Genomic DNA, 21,238 nt, shown 5'->3' on the forward strand with positions numbered 1-21,238 from the left:
GTCATCTTGCCGGCGCGTATTCGTTCATCTCGAAGACATGGTGGTGGACGCGGCCGGTGAACATTTTCAACAGCTCGCCGGTTACTTCGCGGCTCTCGAACCGAACCGAGGATTGAAGCGCCCGTTCGCACGTTGCCATGTCGGGATAGCGGATCGCGAGCACCATGGCGTAGACCGGCGCTCCTTCGTCGCGGGCCATGCCATCGAGGACGCGGATTTCCTGCGCGCCGGGAAACTGCGTCCACAACGGCACCAGCCTCTCCTTCACGAAGCGGCGAAACTCCGCCTCGCTGCCCGGGTGGATCTCGCCCTCGAATAGGGCATAGCGGACGATCATGGTCTCTCCTGGCATGACAGAAATCCGGTGGCCGTGCGGCGAACAACCGTACGGCCTGTCGGACCGGTTGAATTTCGCTAGTGCATGTCGCGTAAAAGTGCGCAGCGCGACGCGCCTTCAAGGCGCGGGCGCACGGTCTGTCATCCGCCCGCGTCGGTGGATGCCTACTTGCCCCAGATCTTCTTGTACTGGTCGCGATAGCCGTTGTCGGGGTCGAAGGCGTTCTTCGGCCCGCCGTCGAACTCGACATTGTCGGCCGTCACGACATGCAGCGGCGACAGATAGCCGGACCATTTTTCGCCGGCGATAGCGCGGTTCAATTCGTCGACCAGTTGCCAGCCCTGCAGGTTGAGCGGCTCGGCGACCGTGACCTTCTGGAACTGGCCGGCGCGGATGCGCTGATAGGCCGATTCCGAACCGTCGCCGGCGGCGACATTGATCGGCGCGTCGGTGCCGGCCTTGCCCGCCGCGGCAAGCGAGGGTCCCATGAAGTCGAAATAGAGGTCGTTGATCGCCAGCGAATGCGTCCAGGCATCGCCGTATTTCTGCAGCAGCGAGGTGGTGAGCTGCGGCATGCGCTGCGACGTCTCGGCGATCGGCGTGTCGACATATTCGAGCACCTTGCCGCCCAGCCTCTCGATCTCGGCCTTCATCTTGTCGGCCTTGGCGATGGCGATGGCGTAGGTTGAATCGGTGAAGATGATGACGCCAGGCTTGCCCTTGGCGTCGGCATAGGCCCAGTCGGCCGCGGCCGTGGAAACCTGCATCGCGTCGGTCGAGACGTTGGCGAACACGCCGTTCTTCTCGTCGGGTCCGATCACCGGCCCGGCATGCCAGGAAACCAGCGGAATGCCGGCGGCCTTCGCCTGCTCCAGCGCCGGCGCCTGTTCGACGGCGTCGAAGCCGTTGATGACGATGCCGCTCGGCTTCAGCGCCATCGCCTGGCCGAAGGCTGCGGTGCGGCCGCCGATCGAGCCGGCACCGTCGATGACCTTGACTTCCCAGCCGATTGCCTTGGCCGCTTCCTCGACGCCGGTGGTGACGCCGAGAATGCCGCCATTCTTCAGATCGCCGGCGAGCACGACGATGGTCTTGCCTTCCTGCGCCCTCGGACCTGTGGTCGGACCGTCCCAGGCGGTGACCTTCTGGGCATATTTCTGGACCACCGCCATCGCGTCGGCCATGGCGTCGGCGCGCGCCTGGCCGGCGAACAGGGCCGGTGCAGCGATGGCCACGGCCATCAGGGCGACGGATGATCTCAGGAATGTTCTGCGCTGCATGTTGGGTTCCTCCCTTGGGTTTTTGAAAACAGACCGGCCGTCCGGTATTCAGCTTCCGGACGGATCTGGTTTGCGGGCTATTCTGGCGGCACCGCGCTTGCGCTGGGCGTAGCCGGCGATGCCGATGGCAACCAGCAGCGTAACGCCGTTGAACAAAGGCTCGACGAAGAACGAGCCGCCGAACTGCTGGATGCCGGAAATGCCGACGGCGAGGATGATGACGCCGGTCATCGTGCCCCAGACGTTGACGCGCCCGGGCATGATGGTGGTCGAGCCGAGAAAGGCGCCGACCAGCGCAGGCAGGAGATATTCCAGACCGACGCTGGCCTGGCCGATGCGCAGCTTGGACGCCAACAGCACGCCTGTCAGCGCCGTCAGGAACCCCGACGAGACGAACGCCCCGATGACGAAACGGCGCACCGGAATGCCGTTCAGCGCCGCCGCCTTCGGATTGGCGCCGATGGCATAGATGTAGCGGCCGATCGGCAGATATTCGAGGATGACCCACAGCGCGATGGCGATTGCCAGCACATAGAGGCCGGTGATCGGCAGCCCGAACACCATCGTGCCGTTGAGCGCATAGAACCCTTCCGGCAGCACGCCGACGACCTGCCGGCCACCGGTATGCCAGAGCGCCAGCGCATAGAGCACGGTGCCGGTGCCCAGCGTGGCGATGAAGGAGTCGATACGGGCGACTTCGACCAGCAGGCCGTTGAGGAAGCCGGTTGCGGCGCCGAGGGTGAGCACGATCAGCACCGCCAACGGCCACGGAATGCCGAGCATGGTCTGCAGGCTGATGGCCAGGATGTGCCACAGCACGATGCCGTAGCCGACGGTCAGGTCGATGCGGCCGGACGCCATCGGGATCATAGCCGCCAGTGATAGCAGTGCGATGATCGCCTTGTCGGAGATGATCGAGCGCAAATTGAGCAGTGTCGGAAATGTATTCGGCAGCAGGATGGAGAACAGCAGGATCAGCAGGACGGTCAGGATCACCAGGCCGTAGACCGGCAGCAGACGGGTGATCTTCTGCCTTGCCGGCAGGCTGGCCATTTCACCGCGGGTCGGCTCGAGTGCGCTGGATTCGATCGATGGCATGGAGATCCTCCGGGACGGTCAGGCGGCTTCGGAAGCCGATGCCGCGGTGATCACCGCGGACGTGGTCAGTTCGGGTCCGGTGAGTTCGCGCACGATCCGGCCGCGCGAAAACACCAAAGCGCGATGGCAGATATGGGCGATCTCCTCGAAGTCGGTCGACACCACGACGACGGCGAGGCCGGCTTCGAGCGCCCGGCCGATCAGCCGGTAGACCTCGGCCTTGGCGCCGACATCGACGCCGGCGGTCGGGTCTTCGGCGATCAGCAGCTTGCGGCCGGTATGCAGCCAGCGGCCGACCACCACCTTCTGCTGGTTGCCGCCCGACAGCGCCTCGATCGGCAGACTCGGATCATTGGGCCGCAGCCCGACCGATCCGCCGATCTCGCGCGCCAGCGCGGCTTCCTTGTAGGGCGCCAGAAACGAGAACAGGCCGCGTTTGCCGGCGCCGGGGTTGAGAAAGCTGTTCTCGCGGATCGACAGCGAAGCGGCGATCGATTCCTCGGTCCGGTCGCGGGCGATCAGGCCGACGCCGGAGCCCATGGCGGCGATCGGGCTCGACAAATCGGGCACGACGCCGTTGATCGTCACCGAGCCGGAAAAGCCCTGGCAGCCGAACAGTGCCCGGCCGACCAGTTCCTGCCCGGCGCCGCGCAGGCCGACCAGGCCGAGCAGCTCGCCCTTGCGCACGTCGAACGACACCGGGCCGGCCCCGGCGCAGACCAGGTCGCGAACGGCGCACACCGTCTCGCCGGCCTGCGTCTCTGCCTTGGTGAAGACCTGGCTGACCGGACGGCCGACGATCATCTCGACCAATTCGTCCGGCCTGGTGTCGGCGACCTGCTTCTGGCCGACCAGCCTGCCGTCGCGAAGCACGGCAACGCGGTCGGCGATGCGGAAGATCTCGTCGAGGCGATGCGAGACATAGATCATGCCGACGCCGCGCTGCTTGAGCGGGCGGATGGCATCGAACAGGCGGTCGACCTCATCGGCTGGCAGACTGGCGGTCGGCTCGTCGAGCACCAGCACATCGGCCTCGGTGGCCAAGGCGCGGGCGATGGCGACCAGCGATTTCTCGGTGCGGGTCAGATCCTGGACCCGCGTCGTCGGATCGAAATCGCAGCCGACCAGTTTCAGCGCCTCGCGTGCCCGCTCTTCCGTCGAGCGCCAGTCGATGAGGCCGGAGCGCAGCGAAAACCCCTGGGCGAGGCCGACATTCTCGCCGACCGTCATCCATTCGATGAGACCGAGATCCTGGTGAATGAAGGCGACGGGCTGGCGCTGGTTCGGCTGCGGCGGACGGTGGTGATAGGGTTCACCGCGAAACAGGATGCTGCCGCCATCCGGCCGGTAGATGCCGGCAAGCGTCTTGATCAGCGTCGACTTGCCGGCGCCATTCTCGCCGAGCAGCGCCAGGATCTCGCCCTTGCCGAGATCGAGCGTCACGTCGGAGAGCGCGCGGGTGCCGCCGAACTCCTTCGTAATCGACTTGAACTCGATCAGTTTCTCTGCGGCCAAAACGCGTTCCTCCCGAGATCGCCAAATGATGTTATCGATAACATTTCTGAGCGTCAAGCAACAAAATCAGGGGCTCCCGATCAGCCGGTCTTGCCGTCGAGCAGCCGCATCATTTCGGCCGAATCCTTCGGTCCCAGACCGGCCGCGCAAAGCAGGCGATGGATCTCGACCAGCTGGCCGGTCATCGGCAGCGGCGTCTTCGTCTTCAGCGCAAAGGACTGCAATGAATCCAGATCCTTCAGCATGTTGTCGATGCGGCCGGTCGGCGAGAAATCGCGGGCGGCGAACTTCGCCATGAACTCCTGCATGATGCTGGAATCGGCGCGTCCGCCCTTGAGTGCGGCGGGGATTGCCTTGGGATCGACGCCACCGGCTTCGGCGAGTTTCACCGCTTCGGCGACGGCCTGGAACAGCACCGCGCAAAAAAGCTGGTTGATCAGCTTGGTCGTCTGCCCGGCGCCGCTCGGCCCCATCAGCGTGTAGTTGGCGCAAAGGTGCTGCATCACCGTGCGGGCGCGTTCGAAGTCCGCCGTTTCGCCGCCCGCCATGACCGTCAAACGACCGCCGAGCGCGCCCGGAACGCCACCCGAAAGCGGGCAGTCGACCCATTTCATGCCGGTCTCGGCCGCGAGCTTGCTGGCCATTTGCGCAGTGTCGGCGGGGTCGATCGACGACATGTCGATCAAGAGTTTTTCAGGCGAAGCAGCCGCCGCGACGCCGCCGTCACCGAACGCCGCCGAACGCACGATATCGGCATGGTTGAGGCTGAGAATGACGAAGTCGCTGGCCCGCGTCGCCTCGGCGACTGAACCAGCAGCGGCAGCGCCTTTCGCGGTCAGTGCTGCGACCTTGGCCTTGTCGAGATCGAACACCGTCACCGCCTGCTTGGTCTCGATCAGCCGGGTGGCGATCGCCGATCCCATTATGCCGGCGCCGACAATGGCGACCTTTGCTGGTGCTTCTTTCACCTCAACGAGCCTCTTTCCTGGTCCTGGCAGCGGGTGCGGCGCCGAGGGCGTCAAGTCGGTTCAGCGCCTGATCGACGATCCTGTCGACCGGAGCGTCGATGTCGACAGTGACGACCAGTTCCTCGCCGGTCGGAACTTCCAGTGCCGCCAGCTGGCTGTCGAGCAAGGCCGGCGGAAAGAAGTGCCCGCGGCGGTCGGCCATCCTGGCCTGCAGGACACTGCGCGATCCCTCTAGGAATACGAAGAACACAGGCCCACCCGCAGCGTGGCGAAGCCGATCGCGATAGGATCTCTTCAACGCCGAGCAGCTTATGACGAGCCCGCGCCCCTCCTCACGCGCCTGCCGCAAAGCCGCGCCCACCAGATCGAGCCAGGGCCATCGGTCATCGTCGGTAAGTGGGATACCCGCCGACATTTTCTCGACATTGCCGCGCGGGTGCAGCGTGTCGCCTTCGACGAAGGCAAAGCCGAGCCGCGCGGCGATGCCGATGCCGACGCTGGTCTTGCCGCAGCCGCTGACGCCCATCACCACGATGAGCCAAGGCTCAGAGGCAGGTTGTGATGCCGCCATCGACATAGAGCGTGTGTCCGTTGACAAAGGATGAAGCCGGGCCGGCCAGAAACACCGCCGCGCCGACCAGTTCGCCGACATCGCCCCAGCGTCCGGCCGGCGTGCGGTTGGTCAGCCAGGCCGAAAATTCGGGATTGTCGACCAGCGCCTGGTTGAGCGGCGTCTTGAAATAACCCGGCGCGATGGCGTTGACCTGCAGCCCGTGCTTGGCCCAGTCCGCGCACATGCCGCGCGTCAAATTGCGCACGGCGCCCTTCGTCGCCGTGTAGGGCGCGATGTTCGTCCGCGCCAGTTCGCTTTGCACCGAAGCGATGTTGATGATCTTGCCGCACTTGCGCGGGATCATGTGCCGCGCCACCGCCTGGCCGACGAAGAATACGCTGGAGATGTTGGTGCGCAGCAATTCGTCCCATTTATCGGCGGGAAAATCTTCCAGCGGCGTGCGGAACTGCATGCCGGCATTGTTGATGAGGATATCGATGGCGCCGATGGTGGTTTCGATTTCCTCGACACCTTTGGCGACCGCGGCATGATCGGTCACGTCGAAGACCGCGCCGTGGGCCTTGTGCCCCCTGGCCGTCAACGCTTCGACTGCGGCGGCGACCTTTTCGGCGCTGCGCCCGTTGAGCACGATCTCGGCGCCATGCTGCGCCAGCCCTTCCGCCAGCGCCAGGCCGATGCCTTGCCCCGAGCCGGTGACCAAAGCACGCATCCCGGTCAAATCGAACAAAGAACTGCTCACCTGCTCCTCCTAGGAATGTCGCCTGAAGCGGATACGATTTCCGCCGCGCCACCGCCAGTGCCTATTGACATGAATGTTATCGATAACATAGTCAATGGAAAAATTGCTGCAGGAGGAGACGACGCCGTGACCGAGATCTTGATGACCGGCCCCTATCCGGATTGGGACATGGCGGACCTGGAAGCGAGATATCATGTCCACAAGCTGTGGCAGGCCGAGGACAAGGACGCGCTGATCGCCCGCCACGCCGGCGCAATCCGCGCCATCGCGACACGCGGCGAGCTCGGCGCGAGTGCCGTGCTGATGGCAAAGCTGCCGAAGCTGGAGATCGTCTCATGCTACGGCGTCGGCACCGACGCCATCGACCTTGCCTATGCCAGGGAAAACAGCATCCGCGTCACCAACACGCCCGACGTGCTGACCGAGGACGTGGCCGATATCGGCATCGGGCTGCTGCTCTCCGTGGCCCGCAAGATCCCGCAGGCCGACGCCCATGTGCGCAATGGCAGCTGGCGCAAGGGCAACATGCAGCTGGTCACCCGCGTCTGCGGAAAGCGGCTGGGCATTGTCGGCATGGGCCGCGTCGGCGCCGCGGTGGCCAGGCGCGCGGCCGCCTTCGACTGCGCGATAGCCTATTTCGACCGGCACGAGCGCGACGACCTGCCCTACGCATTCGTCGGCGATCTGGTCGAACTGGCGCGGCAGAGCGAATTCCTGATCGTGACGCTCGCCGGCGGCGACAGCACCAGGCACATCATCGACGCGGCGGTTCTGGCCGCGCTCGGAGCGGACGGCATCCTGATCAACATTTCGCGTGGCAGCACGGTCGACGAGACTGCTTTGCTCGCCGCCCTGGAAACCGGCGCCATCAAGGGTGCCGGGCTCGACGTGTTCTGGAACGAACCGACCATCGACGAGCGCTTCCTCAAGCTTGCCCATGTCGTGCTACAACCGCACCACGCCAGCGGCACGGTGGAGACCCGCAAGGCCATGGGTCAGCTCGTGCGCGACAACCTTGCCGCCCATTTCAGCGGTCAGTCCTTGCTGACGCCGGTGGTTTGAGAAAGGATCGCGGTCATGAAGTCGATCGTCATCCACGCGGCAAAGGATTTGCGGATCGAAGAGACCGACCCGGGCACCCTTGGCACCGGACAGGTCGAAATCGCGGTCGAGGCCGGCGGCATCTGCGGCTCGGACCTGCACTATTACAACCATGGCGGCTTCGGCGCGATCCGCCTTCGCGAGCCGATGATCCTCGGCCACGAGGTCGCCGGCACGGTGAAGGCTCTTGGCGATGGCGTCTCAAGCCTCGCCGTCGGCGACCGCGTCGCCATCTCGCCCAGCCGGCCCTGCAATGCCTGCCGCTACTGCCTGCAAGGCATGCAGAACCAATGCCTCAACATGCGCTTCTACGGCAGCGCCATGCCGATGCCGCATATCCAGGGCGCCTTCCGCCAGCGCCTCGTCGCCGAGGCGTGGCAATGCCACAAGATCGCCGACCATGTTTCCATCAACGAAGCCGCTTTTGCCGAGCCGTTCGCGGTCACGCTACATGCCGTGAACCGCGCCGGCTCGCTGCTCGGCAAGCGGGTCCTGGTCACCGGCTGCGGGCCGATCGGCGCGCTGTGCATCCTCGCCGCGCGCGCTCATGGCGCGCGCGAGATCGTCGCCACCGATGTCATGGACGGCGTGCTGGCCAAGGCTAAGGAGATCGGCGCCGACCGCACCATCAATGTCGCCACCGACGGCGACAAGCTTGCCGCCTACAATGTCGAGAAAGGCAGTTTCGACGTGATGTTCGAAGCCTCCGGCAACGAGCGCGCGGTGCGGGCGGGGCTCGATGTCCTGAAGCCGCGTGGCGTGCTCATGCAGCTCGGCCTTGGCGGCGACGTGTCCCTGCCGCAAAACTTGATCGTCGCCAAGGAGATCGAGATGCGCGGCAGCTTCCGCTTCCACGGCGAGTTCGCCCTTGCCGTCGACCTGATCAACCGCCGCCGCGTAGACGTTAAGCCGCTGCTGACCGGCATCTATCCGATGGACGAGGCGGTCGCGGCCTTCGAGATCGCCGGCGACCGCAACAAATCGATGAAGGTGCAGATCGCATTTAGCTAGAGCATGGGCGCATTGCTCGACGGCAAGCGTCTTGACCAGCTCACCAGGTGGGATCCCGACCTTCGAGATCATCGTCCGGGACGACCTGCGGCTGGCGACGGAGACTGGTGTAGGGGGCCACGTAGGTCATGTTGAGCGCATCAGCCACCAAACCGGATATGGCGGCAAGCGATGCACCGATTTCGAGCCTCGGGAAGCTTGGCCGTGGCAGGTCAAGGCGGCGGATGATCGGGGCGGCGGTGGAGATGTCGGTCATGGTGTTCTCCCGTGACGGTGAGGATGACACCGCATCCCACTCAGGTCCTTGGCTCGGACCTGAATAGTCCTGAACAACCCTGAAGTTCGCCTTCAGGACCGTCTTGGGTTATCCTAGCCCCCGAGGGACGGGTTCTTGGCAATGGACTTGGAGTTCGGGAACTATCGCCTGAAACGCGCCGAACGGCTGCTGCTTGGGCCCAAGGGGCCGATGGTGCTTTCGGCGCGATCCTTCGACATCCTCGCCATGTTGCTGGAGAGACCGGACGAGGTGATCGGCAAGACCGAACTCTTCGATGCGGTCTGGCCCGGCCTGGTGGTGGAGGAGAACACGCTGCAGGTCCACATTTCGGCGCTGCGAAAACTGCTGCCCGCCGAGATGATCGTAACCGTGCATGGTCGCGGCTATAAATATGCCGGCCCCAAGCCCCTCGTGGCCACGACGGAAGCTCCGGCGCCGCCCAGACCCTCCATAGCCGTTCTTCCCTTCGACAACATGAGCGGCGACCCGGAGCAGGACTATTTCAGCGACGGGATTACCGAAGACATCATCGCCGAGCTCAGCAAGTTCAGGGAGTTCCTGGTCATTGCGCGGAACTCCTCCTTCCAGCTCCGCGGCAAGGCGAATGACGTGGCCGAGGTGGCGACGAAGCTTGGCGTCCAGTATGTCGTCGAAGGCAGCGTGCGGAAGATCGGCAACCGGGTCCGGGTCACCGTGCAGCTGATCGACGCGTCCTCAACGGCTCATATCTGGGGCGAGCACTACGACCGCGAACTCGATGACATTTTCGCCATCCAAGACGAAATCACCCAGATGATTGCAGCCCGCCTGGCCCGGCAGGCCAGAACCGCGATTGCATCGCGCGCCAGGGCCCGGCCGACCGACAATATGTCGGCCTATGAGTTTTACCTGCGGGCGCTGCAACTGGCAGCAGTCTATGAAACGGTGCTCGAGGCGGAACCGTTTCTGCGCCAGGCGGTAAAGCTCGATCCGCGGTTTGCTGCCGCCCACGCCATGCTCAGCTTTGTGGAGTCCTTCAAGTTCTACTGGGACTACAACAATCCCGGTCATTTGCATTCCGGACTGGAGATCGCAAGAACCGCATTTGGCCTTGACCCCGACGAGGCCTATGGGCATCTCGCCACCGGCTTCGCTCACTTGTACTTGCGCCAATTCAGGCAAGCTGAAATCAGTCTTGACCGGGCGGTTGCGCTCAATCCGAACGATCCGTTCATTCTTAGTATCCGTGCGATTCACCTGAACTACACGGACAGGCCGGATGAGGCACTTGTTGAAATAAACGAAGCCCAGCGCCGCGACCCATACGCTGTGGGATGGTATGAAGACTTTCGCGGCATCATACTGACCACGACTGGACGATATCGCGAGGCAACGGCCTGCTACGCGAAAATGGCAACTGTACCACCGTGGTCGCTCGTTCGTCTTATCGTCTGCCATTCCGAACTCGGCGAAAGCAAGCAAGCGCAAGACGTCCTGGCAAAAGTCAAGGCACATTATCCCGGACTAGGCCTTGACGAGATCGTTGATACGGAAGTGGACTTCTATGAGGACCCCGCCGTGTGCAGCCATTATCGCGCGATCCTGCAGCGCGTTGACAAGGAGGAATAGGCTTCACCACGGCCGCAGCCCGGGATGACCGGTCGGCAGATGTCGGCCCGACGGCGAGAAGTCCGAGCATAAACGCAGCGACCTTCGCCCACGGCCCATCGCGTCATTTCGCTGCGCGGCGAAATTTGGTCGCTATCGGGGCATAGCGGACTCTGACGAGCCGTTCACGCGACAGATTTATGGGTACTCAAGTGCTCTCACGCTCGACGATGCGGTAGCTGGTCAGGACGATTTCCTGTCCGCGCTGCTTCTCGCCGCCACGGATGACCTTGATGAGCCGGCGCGCCGCCTCGCGGCCGATTCCATAGCAATCGACGTTCACGGTGGTGATGCCGGGATGGCAGAAGGCGGCAACCTCGTAGTCGCCGAAGCCGGCAATGGCGATGTCCTGCGGCACCCGCATGCCCCGGCGCTTGCATTCCATCAGCGCGCCGAAAGCCGAAAGATCGGAGACGCAGAGCACAGCCTCGGTGTCGGGCCAGCGCTCGAGCATGGAGACGACGGCCTGGCCGCCCTGCTCGATGGAGATGGGCGGCACGCCGAAGGAAACCAGCCGGCCCGGCGGCAGGCCGAGTTCCTCGATGGCCCTTACAAAACCCTCGCGCCGCTGGCTGCCGCGCGTATCGCGCGACGTCGTGCCGCCGATATAGCCGAACTTGCGGTAGCCCTTCCTGGCCAGCGTCTTGACCAGTAGCCCCATCGCTTCCTCGTTGGAGAACCCGACCACCTGATCGATGGGCTTGGCCGGCAGTTCCCAGGTTTCGACCACCGGGATGCCGGCGCTCTCCAGCAGCCGCCGGGCGCGGTCGGTATGGGCGCCGCCGGTCAGGATGATGCCTTCCGGCCGCCGCCGCAGCATGGCTTCGATCAGCCTCTCTTCCTTCTCGACCGTATAGTCGGTGTAACCGAGCAGCAGCTGCAGCCCGGTGCTTTCCAGCTCATCGGTGATGCCGCGCGCCGTGTCGGCGAAGTTCGAATTGTTGATCGAGGGAACGATTGCCGCGACAAATCCGGTCTTGCGCGACGACAGGCTGCCGGCCGACTGGTCGAGCACGTAACCGAGCTCGTTGACGGCGGCCATGATCTTTTCGCGTGTCGCCTTGGAGACACGGCTGCCTTCCTTCAGCGCGCGCGAGACCGTCATCGCGGAAACACCGGCCCGCTCGGCCACGTCGGCCATCGTCGGCGCCTGGTTCTCCCCCGGTCTCGGCGATGCTGCCCTGCCCATCAGTCCTCCCCGCACGCCGACGGCGCCGGCCTCGAGCAATTCCAGGAACAGTGCGTAGCGGTTTTCCGTCCGGAATTGCGCAAAAACAAAGAATTGGGCCACGCGGATGCCGCGCCAGTGGACGGCAGCAGCATCGGGCGTCCGGCGTCGTTCATACATCCCCCTTGGAAATCGGATTGGGTTAGGTATGTTATCGATATCATATCGATCTGACAACAACCACGCCGCGAAGTTCGATCCCGGATTAGCAAAGCGCGCGGCAACGGGAAAGTGAAACGCGGCAGAGAGGCAATCGCAATGTTCGGAGAAATCGAGGGTACGGGATTCGAGGTGCTGGATCCGCGTTTCGGCAGCTGCTTCGTCGGCCATGCACGGGTCGAACGGCTGTGGACGGGCGGACGCTGGCACGAAGGGCCGGCGTGGTTCGCGCCCGGCCGCTATCTGGTCTGGTCCGACATTCCCAACAACCGCATGATGCGCTGGGACGAAACCTCCGGCGCCGTCTCGGTGTTTCGCCAACCCGCCAACAACTCGAACGGCAACACGGTCGACCGGCAAGGGCGGCTCGTCACCTGCGAGCACCTGACGCGGCGGGTGACGCGCACCGAGTTCGACGGGTCGGTGACGATTGTCGCCGACCGCTTCGAAGGCAGGCGTTTCAATTCGCCCAACGACGTCGTGGTGTCTTCCGACGGCGCAATCTGGTTCACCGATCCGTCCTACGGCATCATGCACGACTATGAGGGCGAGTATGGCGACGAGGAGATCGGCGGCTGCCACGTCTACCGGGCCGACCCGGCGAGCGGTGAAGTGGCGCGTGTTGCGGATGATTTCGCCAAGCCGAACGGCCTCGCTTTTTCACCCGACGAAACGCTTCTCTATGTCGCCGACACCGGCGCCTCGCATCTGCCGGATGGGCCGCGGCATATTCGCCGCTTCAAGGTCGGCAATGACGGCAGGCTGAGCGGCGGCGAGGTTTTCGCCGAATGCACGAACGGGTTGTTCGATGGGTTCCGCGTCGACATCAAGGGGCGCCTCTGGAGCAGCGCCGGCGACGGTGTCCATTGTTACGACCCGGACGGCACGCTGATCGGCAAGGTCCGCATCCCCGAGGCCGTCTCCAATTTGACCTTCGGCGGTGCCCGCCGGAACCGGCTCTTCATCACCGCGACGACATCGCTGTACGCGGTTTACGTCACCGCAAACGGTTCAACGCTGGGGTAACGGCAGACAAAACAAAGGGAGGGAACACGCGCGTGCTCCCTCCCTGAAAATGCCTCGACGAAAAGACTTACGCCGCGCCGACCACTTTCGCCGACTTCTCGAAACGCTTGCGCTCGTTCGGGTCGAGATAGAGCTTGCGCAGCCGAATGGTCTTCGGCGTCACCTCGACCAGCTCGTCGTCCTGGATCCAGGCCAGCGCGCGCTCCAGCGTCATGCGGATCGGCGGCGTCAGCTTGACCGCCTCATCCTTGCCGGCGGCGCGGATGTTGGTCAGCTTCTTGCCCTTCAGCACGTTCACTTCGAGGTCGTTGTCGCGGCTATGGATGCCGATGATCATGCCCTGATAGACCTTGACGCCCGGCTCGATGACCATCGGGCCGCGGTCTTCCAGGTTCCACATCGCATAGGCGACCGATTCGCCCTGTTCGTTGGAGATCAGCACGCCGTTGGTGCGGCCGGGCAATTCGCCCTTGTAGGGCTCGTAGGCATGGAACAGCCGGTTCATGACGGCGGTGCCACGCGTGTCGGTCAACAGTTCCGACTGGTAGCCGATCAGGCCGCGCGTCGGCGCGTGGAAGACGATGCGCTGGCGGTTGCCGCCGGACGGGCGCAATTCGACCATTTCGGCCTTGCGCTCCGACATCTTCTGCACGACGACGCCGGCGTGCTCCTCATCGACGTCGATGACGACTTCCTCGACCGGCTCCAGCAATTCGCCATTGTCGCCCTTCTGCATGACGACGCGCGGCCGCGACACGGCGATCTCGAAGCCCTCGCGGCGCATCGTCTCGATCAGCACGGCCAGCTGCAATTCGCCGCGCCCGGAGACGAAGAACGAATCCTTGTCCGGCGATTCCTCGATCTTCAGCGCGACATTGCCTTCGGCTTCGCGCAGCAGGCGGTCGCGGATGACGCGGCTGGTCACCTTGTCGCCTTCGGTGCCGGCCAGCGGGCTGTCGTTGACCAGGAACGACATGGTCACGGTCGGTGGATCGATTGGCTGCGCATGCAGCGGCTCGGTCACCGCCGGGTCGCAGAAGGTGTCGGCGACGGTGCCCTTCGACAGGCCGGCAATGGCGACGATGTCACCCGCCTGTGCCTCGTCGATCGGCTGGCGCTCGAGGCCGCGGAAAGCGAGGATCTTCGAGACGCGGCCGGTTTCGATCTGGGTACCGTCATGGTGCAGCACCTTGACCGCCTGGTTGGACTTCAGCGTGCCGCTCTCGATACGGCCGGTGATGATGCGGCCGAGGAACGGGTTGGCTTCAAGGATGGTGCCGATCATGCGGAACGGTCCGGGATGAACCGTCGGCTCCGGCACATGCTTGATGACGAGATCGAACAGCGGCGCCAGGCCCTGGTCCTTCGGGCCTTCAGGATTTTCCGAGACCCAGCCGTCGCGGCCCGAACCGTAGAGGATCGGGAAGTCGAGCTGCTCGTCGGTGGCGTCGAGCGCGGCAAACAGGTCGAACACCTCGTTGACCACCTCGACATGGCGGGCGTCCGGGCGATCGATCTTGTTGATGACGACGATCGGCTTCAGCCCGACCTTGAGCGCCTTGCCGACGACGAACTTGGTCTGCGGCATCGGCCCTTCGGCGGCGTCGACCAGCACGATGGCCGAATCCACCATCGACAGGATGCGCTCGACCTCGCCGCCGAAGTCGGCGTGGCCGGGTGTGTCGACGATGTTGATGCGGGTGTCCTTCCAGTCGACCGAAGTCGCCTTGGCCAGGATGGTGATGCCGCGTTCCTTTTCGAGATCGTTGGAATCCATGGCGCGTTCGGCGACGCGTTGGTTGTCGCGGAAGGAGCCGGACTGCTTCAGCAGCTGGTCGACGAGGGTGGTTTTTCCATGGTCGACGTGCGCGATGATCGCGATGTTACGAATTTTCATTTTACGGTCTCGGGAGCGTTACAGGCAGCAGGCCCAAAGGCGCAGCCTCTTTCGGTTGCGCGGCTCATACAGGGTTTTTCGCATTTGCGAAAGAGGAGGCTCGTCACCAAATACTCATCAAATCTTAAACATCCGCGTGTGAAATGATTTTGTTAACCAAGGCGGAACCTTTCAGGGCCCGGGCAGTTCGAACGTCATGACCGATCACGTCAGCAAATTCCGGCCGATTCTCGCTTGGGCGGCGCTCGCCGTCGTACTTGCGGCAGGTGGTGCGCAGTCCGCCGCGACGCTCAAGGGAAATCCCGCCTTGCCATCCGACACGCAGACGGCCGAGCAGCTCTACGCCGACGCCCCCGATGGCGTCGACCCGATCGTGACCGGCCCGGTCAGCGCCGCCTTCAAGCAGCAGCAGAAGGCATCCGGCTGCGACAGCGCGGTATGGCCTAAGATTCCCGTCGCCTGCTATCCTGACTAGAGCGCCGCGCGCCCCCTGGGCACGCGAATGGGAGGCTCCAGCACCTTTGAATCCCGCCACTCCGCAGCCTTACGCCGACCGCACAGGATCGAGGGTGACCTTGTAAAGCTCGTTGTCGTCGCGATCCATCAGCCGCACCGTCATCTGTTCGCTGGCGCCGTTGATGTCGACGAGGCCGAAGAACTGCAGCCCGGCCGACGGCGGCAGGTTCTGGCCCTGCTCGGCGGTCGGCGCCTTGATGAATTTCAGCTCCGGCCCGAAGGTCATGTCGAAATCATTGGGGCCGAACGTGCCGGCGTGGATCGGGCCGGCGACGAATTCCCAGAACGGGTTGAAGTCCTGGAACTGTGCCTTGTCCGGGTTGTAGTAATGCGCCGCCGTGTAGTGCACGTCGGCGGTGAGCCACACCGTGTTGCTGATGCCGGCGTTCTTGATGTAGCGCAGCAAATCGGCGATCTCGAGTTCGCGACCCTTTGGCGCACCATTGTCGCCATTGCTGACCGCTTCGGCGCCGGCCTTCTTGGCGGCATCGTCCCAGACGACGAGGCCGAGCGGCATGTCGGCGGCGATGATCTTCCAGGTCGCGTTGGAGTTGGCCAGCTCGCGCTTCAGCCATTTCGTCTGCTGTTCGCCAAGCATGCGCGACTGCGGCGTCATCGTGTCCTGCATGTCCGGGCTGTTGGGGCCGCGATAGGAGCGCATGTCGAGGAAGAACACGTCGAGCAGCGGCCCATAGGCGATCTTGCGGTAGACGCGGCCGGGTTCGGACGGCTCGTAGCGGATCGTCGTCATTTCGTGGAAAGCGCGCGCCGCGCGAGCCGCCAGCACATGGATGGATTTTTCCGTGTAGCGGTCGTCGGCGCTCAAATTCTTCGAGTCCGACCAGTTGTTCAGCACCTCGTGGTCGTCCCACTGGTAGAAGGTCGGGCAGATGGCGCTGAGGCCCAGCACGTGTTTGTCCATCATGTTGTATTTCCACTGGTCCCGGTATTCGTCCAGCGTCTCGGCGACCTTGCGCTTGCCGTCGATGAGCACGACGTTCTTCCACTTGCCGCCGCCGGGCAGGTCGACCTCGTCCTTCATCGCGCCGTCGGCATAGATGGTGTCGCCGGAATGCAGGAAGAAGTCGGGCGTGTGCTTGCCGATCGTAGCGTAGGTCTTCATGCCGGTCTCGTCGATGCCCCAGCCCTGGCCGGCGGTGTCGCCCGACCAGGCGAACTTGATATCGCGCTTGGAGGCAGGCGCCGTGCGGAAGCGCCCGACGATCGGCTCGGAGACGGCGTTGATGTCGGCGAGGTCGGCCGCCGTCATGCGGTAGAAGATGTCCTGGTCGGAGGCAAGCTCGGTGAGCAGCCGCTTCACCGTGTAGTCGCTGGCCGGCGACGTATCGAGCGGCGCAAGCCGCGTTGCATTGGCGAAACTCTCCGTCGTCGAGACTTCGAACATGACGTGCGACGGACGGTCCGTGCGCGTCCAAACCATGCCGCTGGTGGCATCGACATCGCCCGACTGGACGCCATTGGTGAAGTCCGGCCGCTGATTGGCGCGCGAATAATAGGGCAGCGCAAGACCCGATGCGCCGACCAGGCCGAGGGCGCTGGCGGAGGTGACGAAAGCGCGGCGGGAAATTCTGTTCATGGCTGTCTCCTGGATGGCTTCGAACGGTGCCCCCAAGGTCAAGCCTCAATGTTTCAGCCACATCTCCAAACCATGAAGGTTTCGTAACAACCAACAGGCGGGTGCGATCTGCTGATCTCCCCCACGAGGGGGGAGATTGGCAGCTTGACCGCCGCGCCTTAAGCCGCCTGCGGCTCCGGGTCGAACGCCGGCCTACTGGTGTTGATCAGCAGCGAGATACAGGCGGCGGCTATTGCCGTCATGCCGGCGATCATGAAGGCCAGTTCGTAATTGCCTTGCAGTTCGCGCATGGTGCCGCCGAAGAAGGCGGCGCTCGCTGCCCCCACCTGGTGCCCAGCGACGATCCAGCCGAACACGATCGGGCCGCTGCGGTCGCCGAACGCCTCGTTGGCAAGCCTGAGCGTCGGCGGCACGGTGGCGATCCAGTCCAGCCCGTAGAGCACGGCGAAGATGATCAGGCTGGTCGCCGAGAAACCGGAATAGGGCAGGTAGATCAGCGACAGGCCGCGAATGGCATAGTAGACGCCGAGCAGCTTGCGCGGATCGAAGCGGTCGGTGAGCCAGCCCGACAGCGTCGTGCCGATCAGGTCGAAGATGCCCATCATCGACAGCAGGCCGGCAGCCTGCACCTCGCCGATGCCCATGTCGCCGCAGAAGGCGATCAGATGGGTGCCGACCAGCCCGTTGGTGGTGAAGCCGCAGACAAAGAAGGTGGCGAACAGGTACCAGAAAACGCGGGTGCCGGCAGCACGACGCAGCGTGCCCAGCGTATGCGCCAGGAAATTGCCTTGCGATGCCGGCGATGTCGGGGGCACGTCGTCGGCCTCCGCACCGTAGCGCACCATGCCGATCGAGGACGGGCGCTCCGGCACCAGCAGCCAGACCAGAGGCACCAGAGCGGCAGTGGCGATCGCGATGGCGATGGCGACCGGCTTCCAGCCGCCCGCCTGCGCCAGCGCGGCGAGCAGCGGCAGGAACACCAGCAGGCCGGTGGCGCTGGAGGCCGACATCAGCCCCATCACCAGGCCGCGATTGGTCTTGAACCAGCGATTGACGATGGTGGCCCCGAGCACGGTGGCGACCGCGCCCGAACCGATGCCGGAAAACACGCCCCAGGTGATCAGCAGATGCCATGGCTTGGTCATCAGCAGGCTGAGCGCCGTCGAACCCGACATGATCAGCAGCGAGGCCAGCAGCGTGCGGCGCAGGCCGATGCGCTCCATCAAAGCCGCGGCAAACGGCCCGGTCAGGCCGTAGAGGAAGATACCGATGGCGGCGGCCAGCGAGACGACATCGCGCCGCCAGCCAAAACTCTCCTCCAACGGCAGCATCATGACCGAGGGTGCCGAGCGAAGCCCGGCCGCGATCAACAGGCAGAGGAAGATGACACCGACCACGACGAAAGCGTAGCGCTGGCCAAACGGACGGGATTGAGCTATCATGTTACTGACCGGTACGTTGCAATTGGGTGGCACTATCCATACGTACCGGTCAGTAACATTGTCAAGCGAGTCTTTTGCATGCCATCGGACAATAAAATTGAACCGTCCATCAAGGACCCGCACGCGTCGGCCCTGCCGAGAGCCGGCGAGAAGATCCTCGACGTGGCCCGCGACCTCTTCTACCGGCAAGGCATCAGGGCGATCGGCGTCGACGAGATCGTCAAGCGCGCCGGCGTCACCAAGCCCAGCCTCTACCGCAGCTTTCCGTCCAAGGATGAATTGGCCGCGTCCTACCTGCGGCAATACGACCTTGAGTTCTGGGGGCGCTTCGACGAAGCGGTCGATGCCCATCCCGGCAATCCGCGCGCCCAGATCAACGCTTTCCTGACCCGCGTCGGCAAGCGCACGCAAAGACCCGATTACCGCGGCTGCGGCATGACCAACGCGGCGGTCGAATATCCCGAGCACGGCCACCCGGCGCGCGTGGTGAGCGAGGCCAACAAGCAGGAACTGCGCCGCCGCCTGCGCGCCATGGCAACCGCCATGGGCGCTGCCGATTCCGACACGCTGGGCGATGGACTGCTGCTCCTGATCGAGGGCGCCTATATCAGCGGCCAGCTGTTCGGGTTAGGCGGGCCGGCGGCGTCGGTTGCCCGCAACGCGGACCTGCTGATCGAAGCCAGCTTGAAGAAATAGCGTTTGACGATACGCTGCGGCGGCTCAAAACGGAGTTGTCCGCATGCGCTCTCTTCTGATCCAGCTTGCCCTCGCCGGTCTCTGCCAGGCGGCCCACGCCGACGGCATATCCAGCGCCTACACCGACCTCGACTGGAAGAAGGATTGCGTCACCTATGCGAAGGCCGAGGAAGGCGAAGGCGACTGGGCCAATCTCGCCTGCTCGGGCTATCGTGGTTATCCGGTGCTGGTCGCCTATGACGACGCCCGCGAGTCGCTTTACTACGGCTTCCCGTCCGACGACATGACTGCGGTCTGGGAGAGCTTTTCCGGCTTCAACTCGGCCGGTCCCAAGGTCGAATGGCGCATCGAGACCAAGGGCGACGTCATCATCCCCTTCGCCGTCATCCACCGCCGTTCGATCGGCAATCCCGAGGACGAGAACAAGCCGACCGAGGTGCTCGTCGTCGCCAAGGTCGCGCAGCCGGAGGCCCATGACGGCTGCACCGTCGGGCTGGTGCTGGCCACCGGCAACCCGCAGGCCAACGACCAGGCGCGCAAGCTGGCCGACGACAAGGCGAAGAGCTTTGCCTGCGGCAAGGACAAGCGCGTGGTGATCGGCGACGCGCCCGATTTCGGTCGGGTTGACAACTGAGGCGTTGAAACGACCTTGTGCAAAGCGGTGGCTAAGATCGTCGGTTCGCGCCGCCCCTCATTGCCCTGCCGGGCATTTCTCCCCGTATAGTGACGGGGAGAAAGAAGCCATCATCGCAGCTTTCGCCAATCACATACGCTGCAGAATGAGAAGCCGGGGCCCGAGCTACTCCCTTCTCCCCGTCACTATACGGGGAGAAGGTGCCGGCAGGCGGATGAGGGGCAGCGCCATGCTTAGCCCTTGCTCGCACCCCTAGCGTCGTCGCCTACTTGCTCGCCTTCGCCCGCTCGATCGCGTCGACGATCATCTTCTTGGCATATTTCGAATCGTGCCAGCCTTCGATCTTGACCCACTTGCCGGGTTCGAGATCCTTGTAGTGCTCGAAGAAGTGCTGCACCTGCTGGCGCGTGATGTCGGGCAACTGCGTGTACTCGGTGACGTTCTCGTAGCGCAGCGTCAGCTTGGGCGACGGCACGGCGATGATCTTTTCGTCCTGGCCGGCATTGTCTTCCATGATCAGCACGCCGATCGGCCGCACATTGATGACGCAGCCCGGCACCAGCGCGCGCGTGTTGCAGACCAGCACGTCGATCGGGTCGCCGTCGCCCGACAGCGTGTGCGGCACGAAGCCGTAATTGCCGGGATAGCGCATCGAGGTGTGCAGGAAGCGATCGACGAACAGCGTGCCGGCCTCCTTGTCCATCTCGTACTTGATCGGCTCGCCGCCGATCGGCACCTCGATGATGACGTTGAGATCTTCCGGCGGGTTCTTTCCGGTGGCTATCGCTTCGATACGCATGGTTTTCCCTCTCTCGATTTCCGAGATCGATAGCGGGCGACGCGGCAGGGTGCAATGCGGCGAATGGTGCTCAGGACCTGGCGGCAGGCTTTCAGGCCGTCATTCCCAGACGAAAGCGACCTTCTTCAGCGCCTTCTGTTCGAAGATCTCGACGCCCTCGGCGACATCGCGGCCGCCGGCGCCGGCATAGAAGGAGAGCGCGTTCTGGTTGTCCTCCAGCGCCCACACCACCATGCCCTTCAGGCCGTGGTCGGCGAGCCGTGCCCGTGCTGCCTTGAACAGCCGGCTGCCGAGCCCGATGCCCTGATATTCCGGGCGCAGGTAAAGCTCGTAGATCTCGCCCTGCTGCCTGAGCTCGCGGGCGCGGTTCTTGCCGATCGTGGCGTAGCCGGCGATCTTGCCGCCGATTTCGACCACCAGCACCGTGGCGGCGCGGCGGATTGCGTTCGCCCACCAGTCGGCGCCGCGGCGGTTGATCATCGAAGTCAGCGTGCGGTGCGGGATGATGCCGGAATAAGCGCCGCGCCAGGCCTCCTGGTGCACGTCGGCGATGGCGCCGGCGTCGCGCGGCTCGGCTTTCCTGATGTCGATGGTCAGCGTGTTCATAATTGCTTAACCATAAACCCGCATCGGCCGATTGCAAAGAGTCCGGTCGCCGGCTGCAACGCTTTCGCACAGGTGATCGGCGGGCGAAAAA

The 21,238-nt window shown here is 64.1% G+C and carries 21 protein-coding genes; 7 read left to right on the forward strand and 14 right to left on the reverse strand.

Annotated elements, in window-relative coordinates:
- Position 1: 1 nt before the first annotated feature.
- The 7 genes from ACSQ3Z_RS02105 to ACSQ3Z_RS02135 all read right to left on the reverse strand — a co-directional run bounded on the left by ACSQ3Z_RS02105 (position 2) and on the right by ACSQ3Z_RS02135 (position 6,481).
- Positions 2–337, reverse strand: coding sequence for a hypothetical protein (locus tag ACSQ3Z_RS02105; RefSeq protein ID WP_436169738.1), 336 nt, complete (start codon positions 335–337; stop codon positions 2–4).
- A 164-nt stretch (positions 338–501) separates the two neighbouring features.
- Positions 502–1,617 (reverse strand): ABC transporter substrate-binding protein, encoded by a 1,116-nt coding sequence (locus tag ACSQ3Z_RS02110; RefSeq protein WP_436169739.1) that lies wholly within the window; start codon positions 1,615–1,617, stop codon positions 502–504.
- A 48-nt stretch (positions 1,618–1,665) separates the two neighbouring features.
- Positions 1,666–2,715 carry an ABC transporter permease gene (locus tag ACSQ3Z_RS02115; protein ID WP_436169740.1) on the reverse strand — a complete coding sequence of 350 codons (1,050 nt, stop codon included), beginning with the start codon at positions 2,713–2,715 and terminating at the stop codon, positions 1,666–1,668.
- Between the two features lie 18 nt (positions 2,716–2,733).
- Entirely contained in the window at positions 2,734–4,230 is a 1,497-nt protein-coding gene (locus ACSQ3Z_RS02120; RefSeq protein ID WP_436169741.1) for a sugar ABC transporter ATP-binding protein, read from the reverse strand.
- 80 nt (positions 4,231–4,310) lie between these two features.
- Entirely contained in the window at positions 4,311–5,198 is an 888-nt protein-coding gene (locus ACSQ3Z_RS02125; protein ID WP_436169742.1) for an NAD(P)-dependent oxidoreductase, read from the reverse strand.
- Between the two features lies 1 nt (position 5,199).
- Entirely contained in the window at positions 5,200–5,775 is a 576-nt protein-coding gene (locus tag ACSQ3Z_RS02130) for a gluconokinase (protein WP_436169743.1), read from the reverse strand.
- Positions 5,744–6,481: an SDR family oxidoreductase gene (locus ACSQ3Z_RS02135; protein WP_436171815.1), complete on the reverse strand. Its 738-nt coding sequence runs from the start codon at positions 6,479–6,481 to the stop codon at positions 5,744–5,746. Before ACSQ3Z_RS02135 ends, ACSQ3Z_RS02130 begins: the two co-directional genes overlap by 32 nt.
- Positions 6,482–6,652: 171 nt before the next feature.
- Between ACSQ3Z_RS02135 and ACSQ3Z_RS02140 the strand changes: the two genes are divergently transcribed.
- Both ACSQ3Z_RS02140 and ACSQ3Z_RS02145 read left to right on the forward strand, forming a co-directional pair.
- The gene (locus tag ACSQ3Z_RS02140) at positions 6,653–7,573 is read left to right on the forward strand and encodes a 2-hydroxyacid dehydrogenase (RefSeq protein ID WP_436171816.1); all 921 of its coding nucleotides are present in this window, start codon (positions 6,653–6,655) and stop codon (positions 7,571–7,573) included.
- A gap of 15 nt (positions 7,574–7,588) precedes the next feature.
- Positions 7,589–8,623, forward strand: coding sequence for an L-idonate 5-dehydrogenase (locus tag ACSQ3Z_RS02145; RefSeq protein WP_436169744.1), 1,035 nt, complete (start codon positions 7,589–7,591; stop codon positions 8,621–8,623).
- A 40-nt stretch (positions 8,624–8,663) separates the two neighbouring features.
- Here the strand turns inward: ACSQ3Z_RS02145 and ACSQ3Z_RS02150 are convergent, their stop codons facing one another.
- Positions 8,664–8,879: a hypothetical protein gene (locus ACSQ3Z_RS02150; RefSeq protein ID WP_436169745.1), complete on the reverse strand. Its 216-nt coding sequence runs from the start codon at positions 8,877–8,879 to the stop codon at positions 8,664–8,666.
- 141 nt (positions 8,880–9,020) lie between these two features.
- Between ACSQ3Z_RS02150 and ACSQ3Z_RS02155 the strand changes: the two genes are divergently transcribed.
- Positions 9,021–10,508 (forward strand): winged helix-turn-helix domain-containing tetratricopeptide repeat protein, encoded by a 1,488-nt coding sequence (locus tag ACSQ3Z_RS02155; RefSeq protein ID WP_436169746.1) that lies wholly within the window; start codon positions 9,021–9,023, stop codon positions 10,506–10,508.
- 187 nt (positions 10,509–10,695) lie between these two features.
- Here the strand turns inward: ACSQ3Z_RS02155 and ACSQ3Z_RS02160 are convergent, their stop codons facing one another.
- Positions 10,696–11,688, reverse strand: a complete 993-nt coding sequence (locus tag ACSQ3Z_RS02160; RefSeq protein WP_436171817.1) for a LacI family DNA-binding transcriptional regulator — start codon at positions 11,686–11,688, stop codon at positions 10,696–10,698.
- Between the two features lie 345 nt (positions 11,689–12,033).
- On the opposite strand from ACSQ3Z_RS02160, the gene ACSQ3Z_RS02165 reads away from it, so the two are divergent.
- Positions 12,034–12,960, forward strand: coding sequence for an SMP-30/gluconolactonase/LRE family protein (locus tag ACSQ3Z_RS02165; protein ID WP_436169747.1), 927 nt, complete (start codon positions 12,034–12,036; stop codon positions 12,958–12,960).
- Between the two features lie 67 nt (positions 12,961–13,027).
- On the opposite strand, the gene typA is transcribed toward ACSQ3Z_RS02165, so the two are convergent.
- On the reverse strand, positions 13,028–14,857 hold the full coding sequence (gene typA, locus ACSQ3Z_RS02170; RefSeq protein WP_436169748.1) for a translational GTPase TypA: 1,830 nt from the start codon (positions 14,855–14,857) through the stop codon (positions 13,028–13,030).
- 196 nt (positions 14,858–15,053) lie between these two features.
- Here typA and ACSQ3Z_RS02175 point away from each other — a divergent pair, with 196 nt between their 5' ends.
- Positions 15,054–15,332 carry a hypothetical protein gene (locus ACSQ3Z_RS02175; protein ID WP_436169749.1) on the forward strand — a complete coding sequence of 93 codons (279 nt, stop codon included), beginning with the start codon at positions 15,054–15,056 and terminating at the stop codon, positions 15,330–15,332.
- 69 nt (positions 15,333–15,401) lie between these two features.
- Here ACSQ3Z_RS02175 and ACSQ3Z_RS02180 read toward each other — a convergent pair whose 3' ends face one another.
- Positions 15,402–16,970, reverse strand: a complete 1,569-nt coding sequence (locus ACSQ3Z_RS02180; RefSeq protein ID WP_436169750.1) for an alkaline phosphatase D family protein — start codon at positions 16,968–16,970, stop codon at positions 15,402–15,404.
- Between the two features lie 158 nt (positions 16,971–17,128).
- Positions 17,129–18,412, reverse strand: coding sequence for an MFS transporter (locus ACSQ3Z_RS02185; protein WP_436169751.1), 1,284 nt, complete (start codon positions 18,410–18,412; stop codon positions 17,129–17,131).
- Positions 18,413–18,490: 78 nt separating this feature from the next.
- Between ACSQ3Z_RS02185 and ACSQ3Z_RS02190 the strand changes: the two genes are divergently transcribed.
- Positions 18,491–19,108 (forward strand): TetR/AcrR family transcriptional regulator, encoded by a 618-nt coding sequence (locus ACSQ3Z_RS02190; protein WP_436169752.1) that lies wholly within the window; start codon positions 18,491–18,493, stop codon positions 19,106–19,108.
- A gap of 43 nt (positions 19,109–19,151) precedes the next feature.
- Positions 19,152–19,742, forward strand: coding sequence for a hypothetical protein (locus ACSQ3Z_RS02195; protein WP_436169753.1), 591 nt, complete (start codon positions 19,152–19,154; stop codon positions 19,740–19,742).
- 265 nt (positions 19,743–20,007) lie between these two features.
- On the opposite strand, the gene ppa is transcribed toward ACSQ3Z_RS02195, so the two are convergent.
- Positions 20,008–20,541 carry an inorganic diphosphatase gene (gene ppa, locus ACSQ3Z_RS02200; RefSeq protein WP_192181930.1) on the reverse strand — a complete coding sequence of 178 codons (534 nt, stop codon included), beginning with the start codon at positions 20,539–20,541 and terminating at the stop codon, positions 20,008–20,010.
- A 99-nt stretch (positions 20,542–20,640) separates the two neighbouring features.
- Positions 20,641–21,147: a GNAT family N-acetyltransferase gene (locus ACSQ3Z_RS02205; protein ID WP_006201203.1), complete on the reverse strand. Its 507-nt coding sequence runs from the start codon at positions 21,145–21,147 to the stop codon at positions 20,641–20,643.
- Between the last annotated feature and the right edge of the window lie 91 nt (positions 21,148–21,238).

Origin of the sequence: Mesorhizobium sp. LjNodule214, assembly GCF_964252735.1 — a bacterium.
In the GTDB taxonomy this organism is placed as follows: Bacteria; Pseudomonadota; Alphaproteobacteria; order Rhizobiales; family Rhizobiaceae; genus Mesorhizobium.